The organism is Rhizobium sp. H4 (assembly GCF_003013335.1).
GTDB classification, from domain to species: Bacteria; Pseudomonadota; Alphaproteobacteria; order Rhizobiales; family Rhizobiaceae; genus Rhizobium; species Rhizobium sophoriradicis.
In genome coordinates, this window is the sequence record NZ_PSOW01000034.1 from 1 (window position 1) to 21,503 (window position 21,503).

Here is a 21,503-nt window from a genome sequence, read left to right on the forward strand (position 1 = left end):
CAATCCGACTTGCGATGGCGCGGGGTGGAGCAGCCCGGTAGCTCGTCAGGCTCATAACCTGAAGGCCGCAGGTTCAAATCCTGCCCCCGCAACCAGAATACAAAAGCCCGCCTCGTGCGGGCTTTTTTGCGTTTGCGGCGACAGAACAGGACGGCGACGGACTCCTGGGCGTTCTGATCGATTCCGAGCGGCGCTGCAGGTCGTATTCCTGTTGCGCGCTGACCTTTGCGCGACATGCTTAGGGTTTCCCGAGCCGTTCGATGGCCGATTGCAAAGGTGCATCGGAAACATGGATCAGGCCGACATAGGGGTTGGCCATATCCGTAATCAGGAAGATCGCGCCGGCGACGGAGAGGGCGCAGACCAGCAGAATCGACAGCAGCGTCGGATTGGCCGGCGCCTGCAGCCCGAAGGTCGCAAAAAGCAGGCCAAGCCAACAGACGAGAACGGCGAGAAAGGCCCAGGGCAAACCCTCTTTGCCGGATTCGACCAGCAGCCAGTGGGTCTCGGCCAGCATGCCGCTCACCTCGAGAGCACGGGCCTGGAGAGAAAGCTGCACGGCATCCCTCGGCGAAAGGGCCCGAAGGTCGCCCTGAACCGCCTCGATATCCTGGTATTCCCCCAGCGCCTTGCCGGATGCCTCGTCGGTGGTTTCGGCCGACCAGCCGTGGCTTAGCCGTTTCTCGATCAATTCACGCAGCAACTGCCGCGCCTTGTCGGTTTCCGGCCCGTATTGGGCCATGACGCGGTCAAGCAAGAGCACCCGTGCGGCCGCCGTTCTCATCTCCACTTCGGCGTTGTCGTAGGTGGACTTGGCCGAGGCGATCAGAAGGCCGAGCGCTAAGGCCGACAGCGTCCCCACCACCGCGGTCGCCAGCCTGATGACGTCCTTGGATTCGGCAGTGAGATGATGATCCGGCAAGCGGCCGCGCACGATCAATCCGATCGTCGTTGCGGTCGACAGAAACACAAATACAAGTCCGCCAAGCAACAGTGAGCCCAAGTCCGGTCTCCGTATCGCCACATACAGCGCCGCGCGTCTTTTCAGACGGGCAAAGGACGCTGTAGCACTTTGAGTGCTTCAGCCACTGCGATTGTTTGCACGCCGTGCAATAGCTCCCGTGATCATAACGGAAGACTGGCCGGGCGCGGAACTTTTACTTTCCCGGTCTTTTAGCGTCGTTTTTCGAGTGGGTTTCGGTCGGCAAGATATCGCCGGGCGGGCGTCATTGCTGGAAAATGAGCAGCACGTAAGCCAGGAAAAGCACCAGATGCACGGCACCTTGCATGAGATGCGTGCGGCCGCTGGCAAAGGTAATGATGCTGACGGCAAGCGTGAGCAAGAGCATCACCAGATCGCCGCGCTCCAGGCCGAGCGTCACTGTGTGTCCGTAGAGCTGACTGACAACGAGCATCGCCGGCACCGTCAGCCCGATCGTCGACAATACCGAGCCAAGGAAGATGTTGACGGAGCGCTGAAGATTGTTGGCGATGGATGCGCGCACGGCGCTGATTGCCTCGGGCGTCGCGACGAGGACCGCCATCACGACACCGCCAAATGCGGTCGGAGCATGCAGGGTTTCGATAATGTAGTCGATCGGCCGGGCAAGCTGTTCGACCAGGAAGACGACGGGACCCATATAGGCTAAAAGCAGAATGGCATGAGGCCAGACCGGTCCATGGTGAGGGTGACGTTCGCCGGGGGGCTCGTCGCGGTTGCTGTCGTCGGTGAAATAGTCTCGATGGCGGCCGGCCTGCAGAAACAGAAACGTGCCATAAAGGCCGACCGAGATTATGCCCAGTATCAGTTGTCTCGGCGCCGATGAATCCTGGCCGTCCGGGCCTGCCAGAAATGTCGGCATGACCAGGCTCAAGGTGGCCAGCGGTACGATCACCCCGAGATAGGCGTTGGCGCCCTGCAGATTGTGCTGCTGTTCCGGCCGACGCCACGCGCCGAGCAGCAACGACAGGCCGACCATGCCGTTCAGGATGATCATGACGACCGCAAACAGCGTGTCGCGGGCAAGCGTCGGATTGTTTTCGCCGTGCAGCATGACGGCCGATATTGCCATCACCTCGATCGAGGTGATGGCAAGCGTCAGAATGAGCGTGCCGTAAGGCTCCTTCAGCCGCTCCGCCAAATGATCCGCGTGCCGCACGACCGACAGGGCGGAGCCGAGCACGACGGCAAACAGCCACACGAAAACAACGGTGAACCAAAGCGGATGGGAAAGCCGCCCGAAAAGCTGCTCCTGGAAGGCCAGAAATACCAAGCTCGTCGCGACGCTGACGCCGAGGAACCATTCCTCGCGCACCAGGCTGGTGGCACTGACGGCGCGCAATGCGGGACCATCCGTCATCGGAACCACCTGCCTTCCGGCAAATGCCGCCTCAAAGCGATCATCAACATCATCGCGCCCGCCCGCTGTCCGCGCCCCCTAAGAGAAGGAAACGTACCGCAAGCCGAGCGGCATGTAACCGTACAACACGTGTAAGACCTTGCTTTATTCGCGGCCGGTCGCCGGGATCGCCGCGCCGGTAACGACAGCTGCGGCCGGCGAAATCAGGAAGGCTATGAGGCGGGCGATCGATTGCGGCGATACCCAGCCGTCCGTCTTCGCATTGGGCATGGCGGCGCGATTTTCAGGCGTGTCGATCGTCCCGGGCAGAATGCAGTTGGCGGTGATGCGGTGTTCGCGGTTTTCCGCAGCGATCGCCTCGGTCAGCCGTATGACGGCGGCTTTCGAGGCGGCGTAGGCCGCCTGATTGGCCCCGGCCTTCAGGCCGGGGGCGGCGGCGACGTGAATGATGCGGCCATAGCCGGCCGCCTTCATGGTCGGGAGCACCGCAGCGCTGATCGTCAGCGCAGTGCGGGCATTGGCGCTCATCATCGTGTCCCATTGGGAGGGCGCATCCGGCCCGACCGCCCCCATCTGGAAGCCGCCGACCGTATTGATGAGGGCGCTGACGCCGCCGAAGCGCTTGTCAGCCCGCGCGACGGCGGCAGCACAAGAGCCATAATCGGTGAGGTCCGTTCCCGCGATCGACAGGAACTCGGTGGAGGCGGGAAGCTCGCCGGCCAAGGCTTCCAGTTCCTGGCTCGACCGGTTCATGCAGACGAGTTTGGCGCCTCCGGCGGCAAGCTCGCGGACAACGGCGCTGCCAAGGTTGCCGCCGGCTCCCGTGACGATCACGGCTTTCTGCTCGTTCATCACAATCGATCTCCTGACAGTGCCGCTGTTGACTGATGTCGCCTGCTTCCGCGCTGACAACAGCGGTAGCTTAAGCCCGCCGCCGAGACAAGAAGAGACATCCGTAAACTATGCGCGGGACGTCAAATCCGGCACGGCGCAGGCCTCGCCGCCGCTAAAGAGGCGGGAGCGGGTAAGGAAGCGCTTCTCGCGGCCGTTATCGAGCGAGAACATGCCGCCGCGACCCGGCACGACATCGATGATCAGCTGTGTGTGTTTCCACGCCTCGAACTGGCTGGCGCTGATATAGACCGGGACGCCGCCGATCTCGCCGAGCTTGACGTCGCTGTCGCCGACCATGAATTCATTGGCGGGGTAACACATCGGCGAGGAGCCGTCGCAGCAGCCGCCGGACTGGTGGAAGAGGATATCGGGATGATCACGCTTGATCTCAGCGATCAGGTCAAGGGCTGCGTCGGTTGCGAGAACACGCGGTTCACCGTTGACGGTCGTTTCCATGGTTCTTCCTCCAAGGTTTTGGGAGGAAGAAGTCCCCTCCCCAACCCCTCCCCACAAGGGGAGGGGCTTAACTCGTTGAACTGCTCACCCTAAGGCCAACGCATCTTCTTGGTGAGACCTCGGCGAGGAACACTGTCGGTGAGGCACTCTAAGCCCCTTGTGGGGAGGGGTTTTGACACTCCCTCCCACCGCAAGAAAGCTTCTCAGAAGAAACCGAGCGCCTTCGGGCTGTAGCTCACCAGCATGTTCTTGGTCTGCTGGTAGTGTTCGAGCATCATCTTGTGGGTTTCGCGGCCGATGCCCGATTGCTTGTAGCCGCCGAAGGCGGCATGGGCGGGGTAGGCGTGGTAGCAGTTGGTCCAGACACGGCCGGCCTGGATCTCGCGGCCGAAACGGTAGCAGCGATTGGCGTCGCGGCTCCAGACGCCGGCGCCGAGACCGTAGAGCGTGTCGTTGGCGATTTCGAGTGCTTCCTTCTCGTCCTTGAAAGTCGTGACCGAGACCACCGGCCCGAAGATCTCCTCCTGGAAGATGCGCATCTTGTTGTGACCCTTGAAGATCGTCGGCTTGACGTAATAGCCGTTCGCCAGGTCGCCGCCGAGATCGTTGCGGGTGCCGCCAGCCAGGACTTCGGCGCCTTCCTGCTTGCCGATGTCGAGATAGGCGAGGATCTTTTCGAGTTGCTCCGTCGAGGCCTGGGCGCCGATCATCGTCGCGCTGTCGAGCGGGTTGCCCTGCTTGATCGCCTCGACACGTTTGACCGCCTTTTCCACGAAGCGGTCGTAGATCGATTCCTGGACGAGGGCGCGGCTCGGGCAGGTGCAGACTTCGCCCTGGTTGAGGGCAAACATCGCAAAACCTTCGAGCGCCTTGTCGAGGAAGTCGTCATCCTCGGCCATCACATCGGCGAAGAAGATGTTGGGCGATTTGCCGCCAAGCTCCAGCGTCACCGGAATGAGGTTCTGGCTGGCATATTGCATGATCAGCCGGCCTGTCGTCGTCTCGCCGGTGAAGGCGATCTTGGCGATGCGGGGGCTGGTCGCCAGCGGCTTGCCGGCCTCGATGCCGAAACCGTTGACGATGTTGAGCACGCCGGGCGGCAGCAGATCGCCGACCAGTTCGGCCCAGAGCAGGATCGAGGCCGGCGTCTGCTCGGCTGGCTTCAGCACGACGCAGTTGCCGGCCGCCAGCGCCGGAGCCAGTTTCCACGTAGCCATCAGAATCGGGAAGTTCCAGGGAATGATCTGGCCGACGACGCCGAGCGGTTCGTGGAAGTGATAGGCGATCGTATCATTGTCGATCTCGCCGATCGAACCTTCCTGGGCGCGGATGCAGGAGGCGAAATAGCGGAAGTGGTCGATCGCCAGCGGAATGTCGGCCGCCATGGTTTCGCGGATCGGCTTGCCATTGTCCCAGGTCTCGGCCTGGGCGAGCAATTCCAGCTTGTCTTCCATGCGCTGGGCGATCTTCATGAGGATGTTGGAGCGCTCGGCAGCGGAGGTGCGGCCCCATTTTTCCTTGGCCGCATGGGCGGCGTCGAGCGCGAGATTGATATCCTTCTCATCGGAGCGGGGAATGTCGCAGAGCTTGCCGCCGGTAACCGGCGTCAGGTTTTCGAAATACTTGCCTTCGACCGGGTCGCGCCATTCGCCGCCAATATAGTTGCCGTACTTCAGCTTGAACGGCGATTCGACGATTTTCTGATGAAGCATGTCATCCTCCCTTGATGATCCAGGTTCCCAAGCGAACCAGTGGGAGGAAAATGTGCGGGTTTCGGCAAAGGGAACAGGGCGGCTCCTCGATACCGCAGTGCACAGTGTCGCAGACTTGCGACAGGATCCAGTCACGATTGCCGTCGCCGCGGAACCCTTGAGCCGATCAGTGGAGGTCGAGCTTCTTCATCTTCCTGTGCAGGGTGGCGCGGCTGATGCCGAGCGCGATCGCCGCCTGCGAGACGTTGCCGCCGGCGCGCGACAGCGCACGCAGCAATGCCGCCTTTTCCGCTTCGACGATCTCGTCTTGATGGGAGACGCCGGCCTCGTGCAGCGCATCGGCGGCCGGAATGCCGGCGGCAATCCGCCTGTCGTCCAGCTGCAGCGCGATACGGGCGGCGCGCGTCGCGCCGAGCACGAGGTCGTGCCGGTCGACGGCCAGCAGGGCGGCGGCCGAATTGACGCCGGCCGGGACCATCAGGAAACGGGCGCTGGGAAAGGCCGCGCGGAAGAGGTTGAGCTCGATGCGCATCGCCGAATCGCGCACGGTCTGCGTCAGGATCGCCAGCGTCATCTCATTGACGTCCTCACGGCAGGTGGAGATGTCGAGGGCCGCGGCCAGCCGGCCACGATGGTCGCGGATCGGCGCCGTCGTGCAGCTCAGGCTGATATTGGCGCAGAAGAAATGCTGATCGCGAAAGATGGCGACGGCCCGCTCGTCGGCAAGCGCGGTGCCGATACCGTTGGTACCGATGCTCGCCTCGGTCCAGACCGAGCCGGTCCAGAGGCCGAGTTCGCGGAATTCCTTGTCGTCGCCGGCGGCACCCCGGCGCTCCAGAGCGATGCCGTTCTTGTCGGTGAGAAGCAGGCAGCAGCCCGCCTTGCCAACGGTGGTAAAGAGACGATCGAGCTCTTCCGTGGCACTGGCGATCAGTTGCCCGGACTGCTCGCGGGCACGCCGGAATTCCTCATCGGTCAGGCGGATCGGCGCACGTTCATCCTCGGGGGCGAGCTGGTGCATGGTCATGCATCGCCGCCAGGAGGCGACAACGGGAGAGCTGGCCGCGGCCGAATCGCGCTGGGCAGAGCTGTAGACATGCTCGGCATGTGCTGAGTGTTCGTGCATCGGCTCCTCCCACGGAACGTCAGAATAGTCTGATGGAAAAGCGGCCGGTTTGCAAATGGCCGGCATTGGCGATCGCCTAGACCTTTGGCTATGGCGATTTCAGCGCCGCAACCAGGCTTCGATGCCGCGTGCGGCGGCGCGGCCGGTCGCCAGGCATGCGGTGAGGAGATAGCCGCCGGTCGGCGCTTCCCAGTCGAGCATCTCGCCGGCGACGAAAGTGCCCGGCAGCGCCTTCAACATGAAGCCATCGTCAATGCCGCTCCAGCGGATGCCGCCGGCCGAGGAGATGGCCTCGGCGATCGGCCTGGTTTCGAGAACCGGCACCGGCAGGGCCTTGATCAGGCCGGCGAGACGTCCGGGATCGCTTCGGTCACGCTCGGAAGCGAACTCCCGCAGCAACGCCGCCTTGACACCGTCGAGGCCGGCGCCCTTGCGCAGGCGGTTCGAAAAGCTCGATTTGGCATCCTGGCGCGCGAGGTCGCGGGTCAGCCTTTCGATCGTCCGACCCGGGGCGAGGTCGAGCGTCAGGGCAGCGCTGCCGCGGTTCAGCAGTTGATCGCGAAGGCTTGCTGCATGGGCATAGACCAGGCTGCCCTCGATGCCGTTTGCGCTGATGACGAATTCGCCGGGAAATGTGCCGGCATCGGAGGTGGCGGTGACCGATTTCACCGGCTCGCCGGCGAAACGCTCGCGGAAGCTTTCGCTCCAGCCGACGACGAAGCCGCAATTGGCGGGCCGGAAGGCGTCGATCTCGACGCCCTTCTCCGATAGCCACGGCAGCCAGCTTGCATCGGAGCCGAGGCGCGGCCAGCTGGCGCCGCCGAGCGCCAGGAGGGCAGCGTCGCACTGGACGATGCAGCGCCCTTCCGGCGTTTCGAAAACATAGCCCGCATCGGCAAAACCGATCCAGCGGTGGCGGGTGCGCAGCGTCGTCCCCTGCGCCTCCAATCGCCTGAGCCAGGCGCGCAGCAAGGGCGAGGCTTTCATCACATCGGGGAAAATGCGGCCGGACGAGCCGATGAAGGTCTCGGTTCCGAGCCCTGCTGCCCAATCTCTGATATCGCCAGGGGTAAAGGCATCGAGAGCCGGGCGCAGGCGGGCGGAGGCCGTGCCGAAGCGCGTGACGAAACGGGCATAATCCTCGGAATGGGTGATGTTCAGTCCCGACTTGCCGGCCAGCAGAAACTTGCGAGCGAAGGTCGGCATGGCGTCGTAGACCGTCACCGCATGGCCGGAAAGCGAAAGCAGTTCGGCGGCCGCCAGGCCCGCCGGGCCACCGCCGATGATGGCAATTCGCTTCTGGTTCATGGATGTCTTCGCCCGATTCTTTCCGGTGCAGTTTTGGCGCGGCTGCGCCTTGCTTGCAAGGTCGGGATCAGTGATGCGAATGCGTGCACTGACCGTGATCGGCGAGAACCTCGATGACGCGGCATTGGTCGACGCGGCCATGGCCGCAACCTTCCACCATGGTTTCGAGTTCGGCCTTCAGCGCCATCAGGCTGCGGATGCGCTGCTCGACCTCGACGAGGCGGGCCTTGGCAATGGCATCGGCCGAGGCGCAGGATTGGTGCGGATCATCCTGCAGGGTAAGGAGAGTGCGGATCGCCTCGATCTCGAAGCCGAGTTCACGGGCATGGCGGATGAAGGCGAGGCGGCTGATGTCGGCGGGTTCGAAGGAGCGCTGGTTGCCTTCGCTGCGGCTCGGGGCTGCGAGCAGGCCGATGCTCTCGTAATAACGAACCGTTGGTACTTTGACTCCGCTGCGGCGAGCGGCTTCGCCGATCGTGATCTTTTTCATGATTTTCCTCTTGCACCTCTAGTCGCTAGAGGATGTAGGAGGGATGCTTCTGTTTGACAAGGAAGCGGATCATGGCTGAGACGAGCGAAACACGATACCGGGTCGGCGGCATGGATTGCGCCGCCTGTGCGAGCAAGATCGATACGGCGGTCAGGCGCGTGGCAGGGGTGGCCGATGTTTCCGTCTCGGTGATGGCGGGCACGATGATCGTCCGGCATGACGGCAGCAGCGACCTCAGGGCGATCGAGAAGAGGGTGACGGGGCTCGGTTATTCGCTCTCTCCCTTTGCCGGAAGCGTCGCGCCGGCGCAAAACCACGGATCGCACGATCATCACGGCCATGATCACGCGGGGCACGACCATGGTGATCACGACCACGAAGGTCATGATCACGATCATGGCAATGCCGATAAGGCAATCAAGGGCCTGCACGGGCACGACCATGGGCCGATGGCCGGCCCATGGTGGCAGAGCCGGAAGGGCCGGCTGACGATCCTCTCGGGTGTGGCGCTCGTCGCGGCCTATGCCGTCGGTCATCTGGTGCCTGCGATTGCATCCTATGTCTTCATCATTGCCATGCTGGTCGGGCTGGTGCCGATCGCGCGGCGCGCCGTCATGGCGGCTATGGCCGGTACGCCGTTTTCGATCGAGATGCTGATGACGATCGCCGCTGTCGGCGCCGTCATTATCAATGCGGGAGAGGAAGCGGCGACGGTCGTGTTCCTGTTCCTCGTCGGCGAGCTGCTGGAGGGCGTGGCGGCGGGCAAGGCGCGCCAAAGCATCCAATCGCTGACGGCACTGGTGCCGAAGAATGCGCTGCTCGAAGAAAATGGTGCAACGCGGGAGGTGCCGGCGGAGAGCCTTGCCGTCGGTGCGATCATCATGGTGCGACCCGGCGACCGCATCTCGGCGGATGGCGTCATCGTATCGGGCGAGAGTGCGATCGATGAGGCGCCGGTGACGGGCGAGAGCACGCCGGTGCGCAAGGGTGTCGATGCCGCGGTTTTTGCCGGAACAGTGAATGGCGATGCAGTGCTCCGGGTTCGCGTCACCGCAGCCGCGGCCGACAACACCATCGCCCGCGTCGTCAAGCTGGTGGAGGAAGCGCAGGAATCGAAGGCGCCGACGGAACGCTTCATCGACCGGTTCTCTCGTTATTACACGCCCGGCGTGGTGGTGGTTGCAGCATTGGTCGCGGTGGTTCCGCCGAGCTTCCTTTCCGGCGCGTGGGGCGAATGGGTCTACAAGGGCCTTGCCATCCTGCTGATCGGCTGCCCCTGCGCACTCGTCATCTCGACGCCGGCGGCGATCGCCGCCTCGCTTTCCGCGGGCGCACGGCGCGGGCTGTTGATGAAGGGCGGCGCGATACTGGAGAGCCTCGGCCAGGTGACCATGGTCGCCTTCGACAAAACAGGCACGTTGACGGAAGGCAAGCCGCAGGTGACCGACATCATTTCCTTCGGATTGAGCGAGGCGCAGGTCTTGTCACGCGCGGCGGTGCTGGAGCAAGGCTCCAGCCATCCCCTGGCGCTCGCCATCCTCAATCGTGCTCGGGCGGACGGTGTTCCCGTGCCGCCGGCCTTCGAGCTGGAGGCGCTGCCGGGCAAGGGCGTCACCGGAAAAGTCGGGGGCGAGACTCTGGATCTGCTGTCGCCGTCCGCCGCCCGCGAGCGCGGGGCGCTCGATGGAGATCAGGATGCGCGTATCATCGCGTTGAACGACGAAGGCAAGAGCGTGTCGGTGCTGCTCGTCAACGGCGCGGCAGCCGGCCTGATCGCCATGCGCGATGAGCCGCGCGAGGATGCCGAAGCCGGGCTTTCCGCGCTCAAATCGGCGGGCGTCAAGGCGATGATGCTGACGGGCGACAACAAGCGGACGGCGGCAGCCGTTGCCGGCATGCTCGGCATCGACTGGCGCGGCGAGATGATGCCCGAGGACAAACAGAAGGTCGTCGGCGAATTGAAACGTCAGGGTTTCATTGTCGCCAAGGTCGGCGACGGCATCAACGACGCGCCGGCGCTTGCCGCTGCCGACATCGGCATCGCCATGGGCGGCGGCACCGATGTGGCGCTGGAGACGGCGGATGCCGCCGTGCTGCATGGACGCGTCGGCGACGTGGCGCGGATGATCGAACTGTCCAAACGGACGATGCGCAATATTCTGGAGAATATCACCATCGCCCTCGGGCTGAAGGCGGTGTTTCTGGTGACGACGATCATGGGGATCACCGGCCTCTGGCCGGCGATTCTCGCCGATACCGGCGCCACCGTGCTGGTGACGATCAACGCGCTCAGGCTGCTTCGGGTAAAGGGATAATGACGATTTGGGCCTGACCGGGAATCGCAAATCGCAGGGAGCGGCTACAGGCCGACTCTCAGGCCGCTGACAAAGGACGCACAAGCAGTAAAAGATTGTCGCCTTAAGAGATCGCCGCCCGCCCCTCATCCGGCTGCCGCCACCTTCTCCCCGCAGGCGGGGCGAAGGGAGATAGTCGCGACCTCTCCGTCCCTCTCACGGCTCTCACAAGGCACGTCCCCTCTCCCCGTTTTTACGGGGGAGAGGGTTAGGGTGAGGGGCACACATCGGTCCGAATTGGACAGCACAAGGCCGAGGATGACGCAGGGAAGAGGCTCCGCCAGCCTGTTTTCTTTAAGCCTTCGTTATCCATGTCCTTCACAGGAAGGCAGCGATTTCAATCCTGCCGTAAGGCGATGTACAAACCATCCATTGACGTTATTTTGGATTCGCGTACTATATCTAGTGTTCAGAGGTTCCTTCGATTCGTCAGGATCGCGGGCTAAGACGGGAATACGGTGCGTTTCGCCATGATGGCGCGACAAATCCGGAGCTGCCCCCGCAACTGTAAGCGGCGAGCAACTGTCCGATTTCAGGTCACTGGAGCATGATGCTCCGGGAAGGCTGGGCAGGATGCTTCGACCCGCAAGCCAGGAGACCTGCCTCGAACGAAACGTCCACCGGCGGGGTGTCCGGAAGGTCGCGTTGCATGACTGCGGATTTATCCGCATCGCGTTTCGCAGGCCCGAACCTCCGCATCAGCCACTTCGGGGTGAAGTCATGTCAGTATCGCAGTTCAGGCCGCCACCCGCGCCAGGCAGAGGGCGGATCACGCCCGGCGGCTGAACGGCCGCATCGTTTCAAACCATCCGAGAATGTTTCGAGGGATTTCGAAAGATTTCCGATCGATATCGCGTGTCTCGATCGCATCGTCACGAGGAATATCATGACCATTACCGTCTATAGCAAACCTGCCTGCGTCCAATGCACCGCCACCTATCGCGCCCTCGACCGCCTGGGCGTCGATTACGATATCATCGATATCTCGCAGGATGCCGAAGCGCTCGATCGCGTCCGCAGCCTCGGCTACATGCAGGCGCCCGTCGTCATCGCCGGCGAGCGGCATTGGGCGGGTTTCCGTCCCGATATGATCAGCGCGCTCTCCTGACCGGAAAACGGCGATGGGGCTGCTCGTCTATTATTCCAGCCGATCGGAGAATACCCATCGCTTCGTCGCCAGGCTCGGACTGCGCGCGGCGCGCATTCCGGCTAGCGGCGCAGAGGCGCTCCCTATCCGCGAACCCTTCGTTCTCGTCGTGCCGACTTATAGCGGCGACGGCGGCAAGGGGGCCGTTCCCAAGCAGGTGATCCGTTTTTTGAACGATGCGGAGAACCGAGGACATATCCGCGGCGTGATTGCCGCGGGCAACAGCAATTTCGGCGAGACATACGGGCTTGCCGGCGACGTGATCTCGCGGAAGTGCCAGGTGCCCTACCTCTACAGGTTCGAGCTCATCGGCACGGAGGAGGACGTCGTCAACGTCAGATACGGATTGGAACGGTTTTGGACACGGGAACAACTCTGACGCGGGATGCGGGCGCAAAACCGCATAACACTTTTGCTCATCCCGCCGGCGAACGCCCCGTGAAAGCGGCGGAAACGCTCGACTATCACGCGCTGAACGCCATGCTGAACCTCTATGACGACGAAGGCAGGATCCAGCTCGACAAGGATCGCATGGCGGCGAAGCAGTATTTCCTGCAGCATGTGAACCAGAACACGGTGTTCTTTCACAATCTCAGGGAAAAGCTCGATTACCTCATGACCGAGGGCTATTACGAGCAGGAGGTGCTCGACCAGTACTCCTTCAATTTCGTCCGCGACCTGTTCGATCAGGCCTATGCGAGGAAATTCCGGTTCCCGACCTTTCTCGGCGCATTCAAATATTACACCAGCTATACGCTGAAGACCTTCGACGGAAAGCGCTATCTCGAGCGCTACGAGGACCGCATCTGCATGGTGGCGCTGACCCTGGCACGGGGCGACGAAGCGCTTGCCCGCGATATGGTCGACGAGATCATTTCCGGCCGGTTCCAACCGGCGACGCCGACCTTCCTCAATGCGGGCAAGAAGCAGCGCGGCGAACTGGTTTCCTGCTTCCTGCTGCGGGTCGAGGACAATATGGAATCGATCGGCCGATCGATCAATTCGGCGCTGCAATTGTCGAAGCGCGGCGGCGGCGTGGCGCTGTCGCTGACGAACATCCGTGAGGCCGGCGCGCCGATCAAGCAGATCGAGAACCAATCCTCGGGCATCATTCCGGTGATGAAGCTGCTCGAAGACTCGTTCTCTTATGCCAACCAGCTCGGTGCCCGTCAGGGAGCCGGCGCCGTTTATCTCAACGCCCATCACCCCGACATTATGCGCTTCCTCGACACGAAGCGCGAAAATGCCGACGAGAAGATCCGGATCAAGACGCTGTCGCTCGGCGTCGTCGTGCCCGACATCACCTTCGAGCTCGCGAAAAATAATGAGGATATGTATCTGTTCTCGCCTTACGACGTGGAGCGCGTCTATGGCGTGCCTTTCACCGAGATTTCGGTGACGGAAAAGTACCGGGAGATGGTGGCGGATGCGCGCATCTCGAAGAAGAAGATCAAGGCGCGCGAATTCTTCCAGGTGCTCGCCGAAATCCAGTTTGAGAGCGGTTATCCCTACATCATGTTCGAGGACACGGTGAACCGGGCGAACCCGGTCGCCGGGCGTATTTCGATGAGCAATCTCTGCTCGGAGATCCTACAGGTCAGCGAAGCGAGCGAATACAACGACGACCTCTCCTACAAGCATCTCGGCAAGGATATTTCCTGCAATCTCGGCTCGCTGAACATTGCGGCGGCGATGGACTCCGCTGATTTCGGCAGGATGATCGAGACCTCCATCAGGGCGCTGACGGCGGTCTCCGACATGAGCCATATCGCCTCGGTTCCGTCGATCGAGAAGGGCAATGACGAAAGCCATGCGATCGGGCTCGGCCAGATGAACCTGCACGGTTATCTCGCCCGCGAACGTATCTTCTATGGTTCGGAGGAAGGCGTCGATTTCACCAATATCTATTTCTATACGGTGACCTACTACGCGATCCGCGCCTCGAACCTGCTGGCGGTCGAACGCGGCACAAGCTTCAAGGGCTTCGAAAATTCGAAATATGCCTCCGGCGATTATTTCGACAAATATACCGAACAGGAATGGAAGCCGACGACCGAGAAGGTGCAGGCGCTGTTCGACAAATCAGGAATCCATATTCCGACACAGGAAGACTGGGCGGCGTTGAAGACGGCTGTCATGACGTCCGGCCTCTATAACCAGAACCTGCAGGCGGTGCCGCCGACCGGGTCGATCTCCTATATCAATCATTCGACCTCCTCGATCCATCCGATCGTCTCGAAGATTGAAATCCGCAAGGAAGGCAAGATTGGCCGCGTCTATTATCCGGCGCCGTTCATGACCAACGACAATCTCGATTATTATCAGGACGCCTACGAGATCGGTGCGGAGAAGATCATCGACACCTATGCGGCGGCGACGCAGCATGTCGACCAAGGTCTGTCGCTGACCCTGTTCTTCCGCGACACGGCGACGACGCGCGATATCAACAAGGCGCAGATTTACGCCTGGAAGAAGGGCATCAAGACGATCTACTACATCCGCCTTCGCCAGATGGCGCTGTCCGGCACCGAAGTGCAGGGCTGTGTGTCTTGTACGCTGTGAATTGATTTCGCTCCGGACCGGCAAGATGCCCCTCACCCTAACCCTCTCCCCGTAAAAACGGGGAGAGGGGACGTGCCCTGCGAGAGGTTTGTGGGGAACGGAGAGCTTGCGGCGTGCCTCCTTCGCCCCGCAAGCGGGGAGAAGGTGCCGGCAGGCGGATGAGGGGCAAACTCAGACAAATTCCTCAAGAGGGACCGCTCAATGAACATGCAATTCAAATCCGTTTCCCGCGTGCGCGCCATCAACTGGAACCGTATCGAGGACGATAAGGATCTCGAAGTCTGGAACCGGCTGACCGGCAATTTCTGGCTGCCTGAAAAAGTGCCGCTGTCCAACGACATTCCCTCCTGGGCGACGCTGACGGCGGCCGAGCAGCAACTGACCATCCGCGTCTTCACCGGGCTGACGCTGCTCGACACGATCCAGAACGGCGTCGGCGCGATCAGGCTGATGGAAGATGCGATAACCCCGCATGAGGAGGCGGTGCTTTCCAATATCTCCTTCATGGAGGCGGTGCATGCGCGCTCCTATTCCTCGATCTTTTCGACGCTGTGCTCGACGCCCGATGTCGACGATGCCTATCGCTGGTCGGAGGAAAACGAGTTCCTGCAGCGGAAATCGGCGCTGATCATGGAGCAGTATGGTTCAGGCGATCCATTGAAGAAGAAGGTCGCCAGCGTCTTCCTCGAAAGCTTCCTGTTCTATTCCGGCTTCTACCTGCCGATGTACTGGTCGAGCCGCGCCAAGCTGACCAACACGGCCGACATGATCCGGCTGATCATCCGCGACGAGGCGGTGCACGGCTATTATATCGGCTACAAGTTCCAGCGCGGGTTGGAGCGGCTTTCCGAGGAGAGAAGGCAGGAGATCAAGGATTTCGCCTTCGACCTGCTGCTCGAGCTCTACGACAACGAGGCCCGATATACCGAGGCGCTCCATGACGGCGTCGGGCTGACCGAGGACGTCAAGAAATTCCTGCATTACAATGCCAACAAGGCGCTGATGAACCTCGGCTACGAGGCGCTGTTCCCGGCCGAGGCCTGCAAGGTCAATCCGGCGATCCTGTCGGCGCTTTCGCCGAATGCCGACGAGAACCACGACTTCTTCTCCGGCTCCGGGTCGTCCTATGTCATCGGCAAGGCTGTGGCGACCGAGGATGAGGACTGGGATTTCTGAGGTTTTATCGCCATCTGCCCTTATCATTTGCTTCCCTGTCGCCCACATTCAGCGGAAACTGAAATCGATCCTCGCCGATGACGCGATGTAGCGGAGTTTTTTGATGTCGTCTTTTCCAAACAAGGCCGGGATTGCCGTCGAAGCCAACGACGGCGTTTGGCCGATCCGCAGGAGACGCGTTCTCGACTGGCTGGTGAACGAGACGCGCGGCGAGCGCTTCATCGACAACATCCTGGTGGAGATGTGTGAGAAGCTGCTGGCGGCTGGGGTGCCGGTGGCGCGGGCGACGCTGCATTTCAGGGTGAACCACCCGCAATGGGTCGGTGCCCGCATTCTTTGGAAGGAGGGACTGGCGGAGGCGAAGATCGATACATTCGCCTATGGCGTCGAAAACACGCCGGAGTTCCTGACCAGTCCGGTCAACGCGATCCATCAGGGTGCGGAGGAGGTGCACAGGCAGCTGGAAGGCGCAGCCGACGGCGAGATGGATTCATTCTATCAGGACCTGCGCGACGACGGCTTGACCGAGTATATCGCCTGGCCGGTCGAGCACACCTTCGGCAAGCGGCATGTCGTGACATTTTCCACCAGCCGGCCGGGCGGCTTCGAGCGCGGACATGTCGATTTCCTGCGCGATCTCCTGCCAGCGCTAACGCTTGTCAGCGAAATCCGGCTGAAGAATATCATGGCGCGCACGCTGCTGCAGACCTATGTGGGACCGCATGCGAGCGAACATATCCTGTCGGGCGTCACGACGCGCGGCAGCGGCGCCACCGTCGGCGCGGCGATCATGATCTGCGACCTGCGCGACTTTACGGGGATCTCCGATCTCTGGCCGCGCGACGATGTCATCCATCTGCTCAACGATTATTTCGACGCCATGTCCGACCCGATCGAGCGCTATGGCGGCGAGATCCTGAAGTTCATGGGCGACGGATTGCTGGCGATCTTCCCGTTAGCCAAGGAAACGGCCTGCCATGATCTGCTGCAGGCGATCCGCGAGGGGCAGGCGTTGATGGCGCAACTGAACCAGCAGTATGCGGGCAACGGGCGTGAACCGCTGCGCTACGGGGTCGGCGTGCATGTCGGCGATGTCATGTACGGCAATATCGGCTCGCGCCGGCGGCTGGATTTTACCGTCATCGGCCCGGCGGTCAATGTCGCCTCGCGGCTGGAAAGCCTGACGAAGGAGGTCAAGCGTCCGGTGCTCCTGTCACGGGCCTTCGTCGAAATGGCGGGCTGCGCGCAAGATATGGACAGTCTCGGCACCTTCCCGCTGCGCGGGCTCGGAGAGCCTGTCGATGTCTTCGCTTTTCCGGAGCGTTAAAGCATGTCGCGCAAAAGTGTGCCGCGGTTTTGCGGCAACGACATGCGTAAAAACAAAGAGCTAAAGCGCGACGAGCGAATCTGAAGGATCGCGACGCGCTTTAGCCTCAGGCCGAGTCATACGCCGCGCTTGTTCCCCCACAGCAGCACATGCAGCTGAGGCAGCACGCGCGGGGCAAACCATCCATCAACAGTCACTTTCTCCACGAGCCAGTGCATCCGATCCATCACGCCGTCGATATCGATACGGGCGTCGTCGTCATCCGGCGGCGGCGGCGTGTGGTTGCCCGGCTGAAGGTACAAGGGAATATAGGGATAGCGCTCCCCCACCTGTCGCGCAAACGCGTAATCGGCATCATCGAAGACCACGATTTTCAATGCGATCTCCGGCCCGCCGGCGGTGAGCCGAAGGCAATTGCCGAGCTCGCCCCAATTGGTCGACATTCCGCTTGACGGCGGCTTGGGGCTCAAGACCAGGACGTCGAGATCGCGAAACCAGTTCCGGGCCACACTTCCCTGCGTTTCCAGCGCGAAGCGGTATCCCTGGGAGTGGCCGAGCTCGATCAGCGGTCCCAAAGGCTGGATCGCCGGATTGCCGCCGGACAAAGAAACCGTCATCGGCCGGCCTCCGGAGAGCTTCGTGACCTCCTGCCAGATCGCCTCGGCCGACATGGGGCTCCATTGATCCCGGTATGCGCTATCGACCGCGTGAAGGCTGTCGCACCACGAGCAGCGGTAGTCGCAGCCGCCCGTCCGGACGAACACCGTCGGCAGCCCGATCAAGGCGCCTTCGCCCTGGATGGTCGGGCCGAAGATCTCACTGACGCGAATAGTTTCGGCGCTCACGGTCTGTACTCCGCCCAGGTCTTCGGCGTCTCGCTGACGCGGACGGACGATGTCTCTGGGAAGCGCTGCTTGCACCAGTCGTAAAAGTGCTTTGCCAGGAACTCGGACGTGACCTTCGAATGACCGAAGACCTCGTTCAGGTGGCGATGATCGAGAGCTTCGTCGATATAGCGCTTGAGCGGCGAGAGGTCGTGATAGTCGCGAACGAAGCCGTCGTCATTCAGGCTTTCGGCGGCGAGCTCGACGACGACGATATAGTTATGGCCGTGGAGCCTGGCGCATTGATGGTCGGCCGGCAGATAATCCAGCTGGTGCGAGGCGGAGAGGTGAAATTCCTTAGTGATGCGATACATCAACGCACCTCCGCGGCGGAATATTGCGACACCGCCGCTTTCCAGAAATCCCGGTCTTCATAGTCCGTCGGATCGGAAATGCCGGCAAGATGGAAAGCCTCGCGGCGTTCGACGCAGGTTCCGCAGCGCCCGCAATGGAGCCTGCCGCCTTTGTAGCAGGACCAGGTTTCCGAAAATGGTGTGCCGTGCTTCGCGCCATCGGCCACAATCGCCGCCTTGGGAACATCGACATAAGGGGCGAGCAGTCTGACGTTGGCATAACCGTCCAGCGCTTCGTTCTGCATGCGCTGGAAGGCGTCGATGAAGCCCGGCCGGCAGTCGGGATAGATGAAGTGGTCGCCGCCATGCACGGCGACGGCAACGGCATCGGCCTTGTGCCCAGCGGCCAGGCCGAAGGCGATCGCCAGCATGATGGCATTGCGGTTCGGCACCACGGTGGCCTTCATGGTCTCCTCGGCATAGTGGCCGTCCGGGACCTCGACATTATCGGTCAGCGCCGATCCGCTGAGATGGCCGCCGATGGCGGCGATATCGATGATATGATGAGGAACGGCGAGACGCGCGGCGCACCGGGCGGCGAAACCGAGTTCCTTGCGGTGCCGCTGGCCGTAGTCGAAGGAGACGAGGCCGATAAGCTGTTGTTCCGCTGCTATCTTGTGTGCAAGCGAAACGGAGTCGAGTCCGCCAGAGCAGACGACGAGAGTCTTCATATTTTGGATTCCCTTGTTTTGACCGGGTGGGCTGCGACCGGATTACGGCGTCCTTCTACGGCAAATCACGCCTCAGGGAAATAGGCAGGGCCCAATGATCGGAAAATTGATCAGCGGCCGATCCTCGTGGATGGCGTTGGCGACAATGCGCTATCGATATACGTCGGCTGCGGATGAGATCGCACTCGCGGGCGACATGGAGACCGCGTCTGGCTCTCAAAGGCGTATAGGTGGACTGGTGAATAGTAGGATTAATAAAGTAATTAATTCAATAGGATAATAGATAAGGCATATTTTTCTCGGGAGTCGAGAAAGGACTTGACGATCAGAGGCTTATAACGTTTTAAATTAGCAACCGTGCGGAGGAGCGCGGCCGAATGTTGACCGTCGCAACGCGGAAAGCATCGGGCGGCAGGGAGGGCCCGCCGCCGATTTTCAATGGGAGGAATTTCATGCGCAAGTTCTTGAGCTCGGCGGCTGTTGCCGTCGTGATGATGGCTGGCCTCGGTGCGGCCCAGGCCGCCGACGTAAAGGAAGTGCAGATGCTGCACTGGTGGACATCAGGCGGCGAGGCGGCTGCCTTGAACGTGTTGAAGGAGGATCTGTCGAAGGAAGGTTTTGCCTGGAAGGACGTGCCGGTTGCCGGCGGCGGCGGTGATGCGGCGATGACGGCGCTGAAGGCGATGGTTGCGGCCGGCACTTATCCGACGGCCTCGCAGATGCTGGGTTACACCGTGCTCGATTATGCCGAGGCCGGGGTGATGGGCGACCTGACCGAGACGGCGAAGAAGGAAGGCTGGGACAAGTCGGTGCCGGCGGCGCTGCAGAAGTTCTCCGTTTATGACGGCAAGTGGGTGGCAGCCCCCGTCAACGTCCACTCGGTCAACTGGCTGTGGATCAACAAGGCGGTGATGGACAAGATCGGCGGCACAGAGCCGAAGAGCTTCGACGACCTGATTGCCCTGCTCGACAAGGCGAAGGCGGCAGGCGTCATCCCGCTGGCGCTCGGCGGCCAGAACTGGCAGGAAGCGACGATGTTCGATTCCATCGTGCTGTCGACCGGCGGCCCGGAATTCTACAAGAAGGCGATGAACGACCTCGACGAGGAGTCTCTGAAGTCGGAGACGATGAAGAAGTCCTTCGATAACCTCGCCAAGATCGTCAAATATGTCGATCCGAACTTCTCCGGCCGCGACTGGAACCTGGCGACCGCCATGGTCATCAAGGGTGATGCGCTGGTGCAGGTGATGGGCGACTGGGCCAAGGGCGAGTTCGTCGCCGCCAAGAAGACCCCGGACACCGACTTCCTCTGCTACCGCTTCCCCGGCACCGACGGCAGCGTCATCTACAACTCCGACATGTTCGGCATGTTCAACGTCCCCGACGACCGCAAGGCCGCACAGGTGGCGCTGGCGACGGCGACGCTGTCGAAGAGCTTCCAGTCGGCCTTCAACGTCGTCAAGGGTTCGGTGCCGGCCCGCACCGACGTTCCCGACACCGACTTCGACGCCTGCGGCAAGAAGGGCATCGCCGACCTGAAGGCCGCCAACGAGGGCGGCACGCTGTTCGGTTCGCTGGCCCAGGGTTATGGCGCGCCGCCGGCGATCGCCAATGCCTATAAGGACGTCGTCTCGAAGTTCGTCCACGGCCAGATCAAGAGCTCCGACGAAGCCGTCACCCAGCTCGTCCAGGCGATCGACGATGCCCGCTGAGCCAGGCCGATGAACACTACTTCCCCGCGTCTTCGCGGGGAAGCTTCCGGCGCCGCGCCGATCATGTGCGGACAATGATGCGCTGACGATCATGCGGGCCCGATGAAGCAGGGAGGAGATGACATCCATGAGCACAGTTGCCACCACCGATCCGGTTCTGACACCCCGGCAAGCGACGCCGATCTCGCTCAGGGGCCGGCTGCAGGATGCGCTGCCGAAGATCGTGCTGGCGCCGAGCTTCGTCATCACCCTCATCTTCGTCTACGGCTTCATCATCTGGACGGCCTATCTCTCCTTCACCAATTCCAAGACCTTCCCGTCTTATGCGCTGACCGGGCCACGGGCCTATCAGCGGCTGTGGCGCTGGACCTTCGAGAGCGATCCGCCGTCCTCCTGGTACACCTCGATCACCAACATGGCGATCTTCGGCTTCCTCTATGTCGGCATTTGTCTGGCACTCGGCCTGCTGCTCGCCATCCTGCTCGACCAGAAGATCCGCGGCGAGGGCCTGCTGCGCCCGATCTTCCTCTATCCGATGGCGCTGTCCTTCATCGTCACCGGCGTTGCCTGGAAATGGTTCCTCGATCCCGGCCTCGGGCTGGAGCAGACGCTGCACCACTTCGGCTGGACGAGCTTCCACTTCGACTGGATCAAGAACAAGGACTTCGTCATCTACACCGTCGTCATCGCCGGTGTCTGGCAGGCCTCGGGCTTCGTCATGGCGATGTTCCTGGCGGGCTTACGCGGCATCGATGGCGAGATCATGAAGGCGGCGCAGATCGACGGCGCCTCGCCCTTGCAGCTCTACCGGCGCATCGTCATTCCGCTGCTGCGGCCGATCTTCCTCTCCGCCTTCATCGTGCTCGCTCATATGGCGATCAAGTCCTACGACCTGGTGGTGGCGCTGACCTCGGGCGGGCCGGGCGGCTCGGCCTGGCTGCCGTCGAACTTCATGTATGAATATACCTTCA

General features: G+C 61.9%; 19 protein-coding genes, 1 tRNA gene and 1 riboswitch. Of the genes, 9 read left to right on the forward strand and 11 right to left on the reverse strand.

The window, feature by feature from the left end:
* Positions 1 to 18 precede the first annotated feature (18 nt).
* A tRNA-Met gene (locus C4N04_RS30975) sits at positions 19 to 95 on the forward strand.
* 143 nt (positions 96 to 238) lie between these two features.
* Here C4N04_RS30975 and C4N04_RS30980 read toward each other — a convergent pair.
* The 8 genes from C4N04_RS30980 to C4N04_RS31015 all read right to left on the reverse strand — a co-directional run bounded on the left by C4N04_RS30980 (position 239) and on the right by C4N04_RS31015 (position 8,346).
* Positions 239 to 1,003: a DUF4239 domain-containing protein gene (locus C4N04_RS30980; protein ID WP_096772245.1), complete on the reverse strand. Its 765-nt coding sequence runs from the start codon at positions 1,001 to 1,003 to the stop codon at positions 239 to 241.
* 223 nt (positions 1,004 to 1,226) lie between these two features.
* On the reverse strand, positions 1,227 to 2,360 hold the full coding sequence (locus C4N04_RS30985) for a calcium:proton antiporter (RefSeq protein ID WP_096772244.1): 1,134 nt from the start codon (positions 2,358 to 2,360) through the stop codon (positions 1,227 to 1,229).
* 144 nt (positions 2,361 to 2,504) lie between these two features.
* On the reverse strand, positions 2,505 to 3,212 hold the full coding sequence (locus C4N04_RS30990; RefSeq protein WP_077994983.1) for an SDR family NAD(P)-dependent oxidoreductase: 708 nt from the start codon (positions 3,210 to 3,212) through the stop codon (positions 2,505 to 2,507).
* A 108-nt stretch (positions 3,213 to 3,320) separates the two neighbouring features.
* Positions 3,321 to 3,710, reverse strand: a complete 390-nt coding sequence (locus C4N04_RS30995; RefSeq protein ID WP_009986469.1) for a DUF779 domain-containing protein — start codon at positions 3,708 to 3,710, stop codon at positions 3,321 to 3,323.
* A 203-nt stretch (positions 3,711 to 3,913) separates the two neighbouring features.
* On the reverse strand, positions 3,914 to 5,422 hold the full coding sequence (gene adh, locus C4N04_RS31000) for an aldehyde dehydrogenase (protein WP_077994984.1): 1,509 nt from the start codon (positions 5,420 to 5,422) through the stop codon (positions 3,914 to 3,916).
* Between the two features lie 166 nt (positions 5,423 to 5,588).
* Positions 5,589 to 6,548, reverse strand: a complete 960-nt coding sequence (locus C4N04_RS31005) for a helix-turn-helix domain-containing protein (RefSeq protein ID WP_106797745.1) — start codon at positions 6,546 to 6,548, stop codon at positions 5,589 to 5,591.
* A 99-nt stretch (positions 6,549 to 6,647) separates the two neighbouring features.
* Positions 6,648 to 7,856: a TIGR03862 family flavoprotein gene (locus C4N04_RS31010; protein WP_106797746.1), complete on the reverse strand. Its 1,209-nt coding sequence runs from the start codon at positions 7,854 to 7,856 to the stop codon at positions 6,648 to 6,650.
* Positions 7,857 to 7,923: 67 nt separating this feature from the next.
* Positions 7,924 to 8,346, reverse strand: a complete 423-nt coding sequence (locus tag C4N04_RS31015; RefSeq protein ID WP_106797747.1) for a helix-turn-helix domain-containing protein — start codon at positions 8,344 to 8,346, stop codon at positions 7,924 to 7,926.
* 71 nt (positions 8,347 to 8,417) lie between these two features.
* Here C4N04_RS31015 and C4N04_RS31020 point away from each other — a divergent pair, with 71 nt between their 5' ends.
* The 6 genes from C4N04_RS31020 (at position 8,418) to C4N04_RS31050 (ending at position 16,912) form a co-directional block, all read left to right on the forward strand.
* A complete protein-coding gene (locus tag C4N04_RS31020; RefSeq protein ID WP_106797748.1) occupies positions 8,418 to 10,661 on the forward strand; it encodes a heavy metal translocating P-type ATPase in 2,244 nt (747 codons plus the stop codon).
* A 435-nt stretch (positions 10,662 to 11,096) separates the two neighbouring features.
* A riboswitch (cobalamin riboswitch) is annotated at positions 11,097 to 11,322 on the forward strand.
* A 264-nt stretch (positions 11,323 to 11,586) separates the two neighbouring features.
* Entirely contained in the window at positions 11,587 to 11,808 is a 222-nt protein-coding gene (gene nrdH / locus C4N04_RS31025) for a glutaredoxin-like protein NrdH (RefSeq protein WP_106797753.1), read from the forward strand.
* Between the two features lie 13 nt (positions 11,809 to 11,821).
* Entirely contained in the window at positions 11,822 to 12,226 is a 405-nt protein-coding gene (gene nrdI, locus C4N04_RS31030) for a class Ib ribonucleoside-diphosphate reductase assembly flavoprotein NrdI (RefSeq protein WP_077994989.1), read from the forward strand.
* Positions 12,205 to 14,409 (forward strand): class 1b ribonucleoside-diphosphate reductase subunit alpha, encoded by a 2,205-nt coding sequence (gene nrdE / locus C4N04_RS31035; RefSeq protein WP_106797749.1) that lies wholly within the window; start codon positions 12,205 to 12,207, stop codon positions 14,407 to 14,409. The genes nrdI and nrdE overlap by 22 nt, the downstream gene beginning before the upstream one ends.
* Positions 14,410 to 14,610: 201 nt before the next feature.
* The gene (gene nrdF / locus C4N04_RS31045; protein ID WP_077994991.1) at positions 14,611 to 15,585 is read left to right on the forward strand and encodes a class 1b ribonucleoside-diphosphate reductase subunit beta; all 975 of its coding nucleotides are present in this window, start codon (positions 14,611 to 14,613) and stop codon (positions 15,583 to 15,585) included.
* Positions 15,586 to 15,688: 103 nt separating this feature from the next.
* Positions 15,689 to 16,912: an adenylate/guanylate cyclase domain-containing protein gene (locus tag C4N04_RS31050; RefSeq protein ID WP_106797750.1), complete on the forward strand. Its 1,224-nt coding sequence runs from the start codon at positions 15,689 to 15,691 to the stop codon at positions 16,910 to 16,912.
* Positions 16,913 to 17,028: 116 nt separating this feature from the next.
* Here C4N04_RS31050 and queE read toward each other — a convergent pair whose 3' ends face one another.
* Genes queE through queC form a run of 3 tightly spaced genes read right to left on the reverse strand, consistent with a single transcriptional unit; the run spans position 17,029 to position 18,820 of the window.
* Positions 17,029 to 17,757, reverse strand: a complete 729-nt coding sequence (queE, locus tag C4N04_RS31055) for a 7-carboxy-7-deazaguanine synthase QueE (RefSeq protein ID WP_086156382.1) — start codon at positions 17,755 to 17,757, stop codon at positions 17,029 to 17,031.
* A complete protein-coding gene (gene queD, locus C4N04_RS31060) occupies positions 17,754 to 18,110 on the reverse strand; it encodes a 6-carboxytetrahydropterin synthase QueD (protein ID WP_077994994.1) in 357 nt (118 codons plus the stop codon). Before queD ends, queE begins: the two co-directional genes overlap by 4 nt.
* Entirely contained in the window at positions 18,110 to 18,820 is a 711-nt protein-coding gene (gene queC / locus C4N04_RS31065; protein WP_106797751.1) for a 7-cyano-7-deazaguanine synthase QueC, read from the reverse strand. The genes queD and queC overlap by 1 nt, the downstream gene beginning before the upstream one ends.
* Positions 18,821 to 19,272: 452 nt before the next feature.
* On the opposite strand from queC, the gene C4N04_RS31070 reads away from it, so the two are divergent.
* Positions 19,273 to 20,532, forward strand: a complete 1,260-nt coding sequence (locus C4N04_RS31070; protein ID WP_106797754.1) for an ABC transporter substrate-binding protein — start codon at positions 19,273 to 19,275, stop codon at positions 20,530 to 20,532.
* 127 nt (positions 20,533 to 20,659) lie between these two features.
* Positions 20,660 to 21,503: sugar ABC transporter permease (locus tag C4N04_RS31075; RefSeq protein WP_106797752.1), on the forward strand; the 844-nt coding region annotated here is incomplete at its 3' end.

Coding starts and splice junctions, on each gene's coding strand:
- C4N04_RS31010 (WP_106797746.1), bottom strand. CDS start 7,856: ATGAACCAGAAGCGAATTGCCATCATCGGCGGTGGCCCGGCGGGCCTG.
- C4N04_RS30995 (WP_009986469.1), bottom strand. CDS start 3,710: ATGGAAACGACCGTCAACGGTGAACCGCGTGTTCTCGCAACCGACGCA.
- C4N04_RS30990 (WP_077994983.1), bottom strand. CDS start 3,212: ATGAACGAGCAGAAAGCCGTGATCGTCACGGGAGCCGGCGGCAACCTT.
- queC (WP_106797751.1), bottom strand. CDS start 18,820: ATGAAGACTCTCGTCGTCTGCTCTGGCGGACTCGACTCCGTTTCGCTT.
- queD (WP_077994994.1), bottom strand. CDS start 18,110: ATGTATCGCATCACTAAGGAATTTCACCTCTCCGCCTCGCACCAGCTG.
- C4N04_RS31020 (WP_106797748.1), top strand. CDS start 8,418: ATGGCTGAGACGAGCGAAACACGATACCGGGTCGGCGGCATGGATTGC.
- C4N04_RS31005 (WP_106797745.1), bottom strand. CDS start 6,548: ATGCACGAACACTCAGCACATGCCGAGCATGTCTACAGCTCTGCCCAG.
- nrdF (WP_077994991.1), top strand. CDS start 14,611: ATGAACATGCAATTCAAATCCGTTTCCCGCGTGCGCGCCATCAACTGG.
- C4N04_RS30985 (WP_096772244.1), bottom strand. CDS start 2,360: ATGACGGATGGTCCCGCATTGCGCGCCGTCAGTGCCACCAGCCTGGTG.
- C4N04_RS31070 (WP_106797754.1), top strand. CDS start 19,273: ATGCGCAAGTTCTTGAGCTCGGCGGCTGTTGCCGTCGTGATGATGGCT.
- C4N04_RS31050 (WP_106797750.1), top strand. CDS start 15,689: ATGTCGTCTTTTCCAAACAAGGCCGGGATTGCCGTCGAAGCCAACGAC.
- nrdH (WP_106797753.1), top strand. CDS start 11,587: ATGACCATTACCGTCTATAGCAAACCTGCCTGCGTCCAATGCACCGCC.
- adh (WP_077994984.1), bottom strand. CDS start 5,422: ATGCTTCATCAGAAAATCGTCGAATCGCCGTTCAAGCTGAAGTACGGC.
- nrdI (WP_077994989.1), top strand. CDS start 11,822: ATGGGGCTGCTCGTCTATTATTCCAGCCGATCGGAGAATACCCATCGC.
- C4N04_RS31015 (WP_106797747.1), bottom strand. CDS start 8,346: ATGAAAAAGATCACGATCGGCGAAGCCGCTCGCCGCAGCGGAGTCAAA.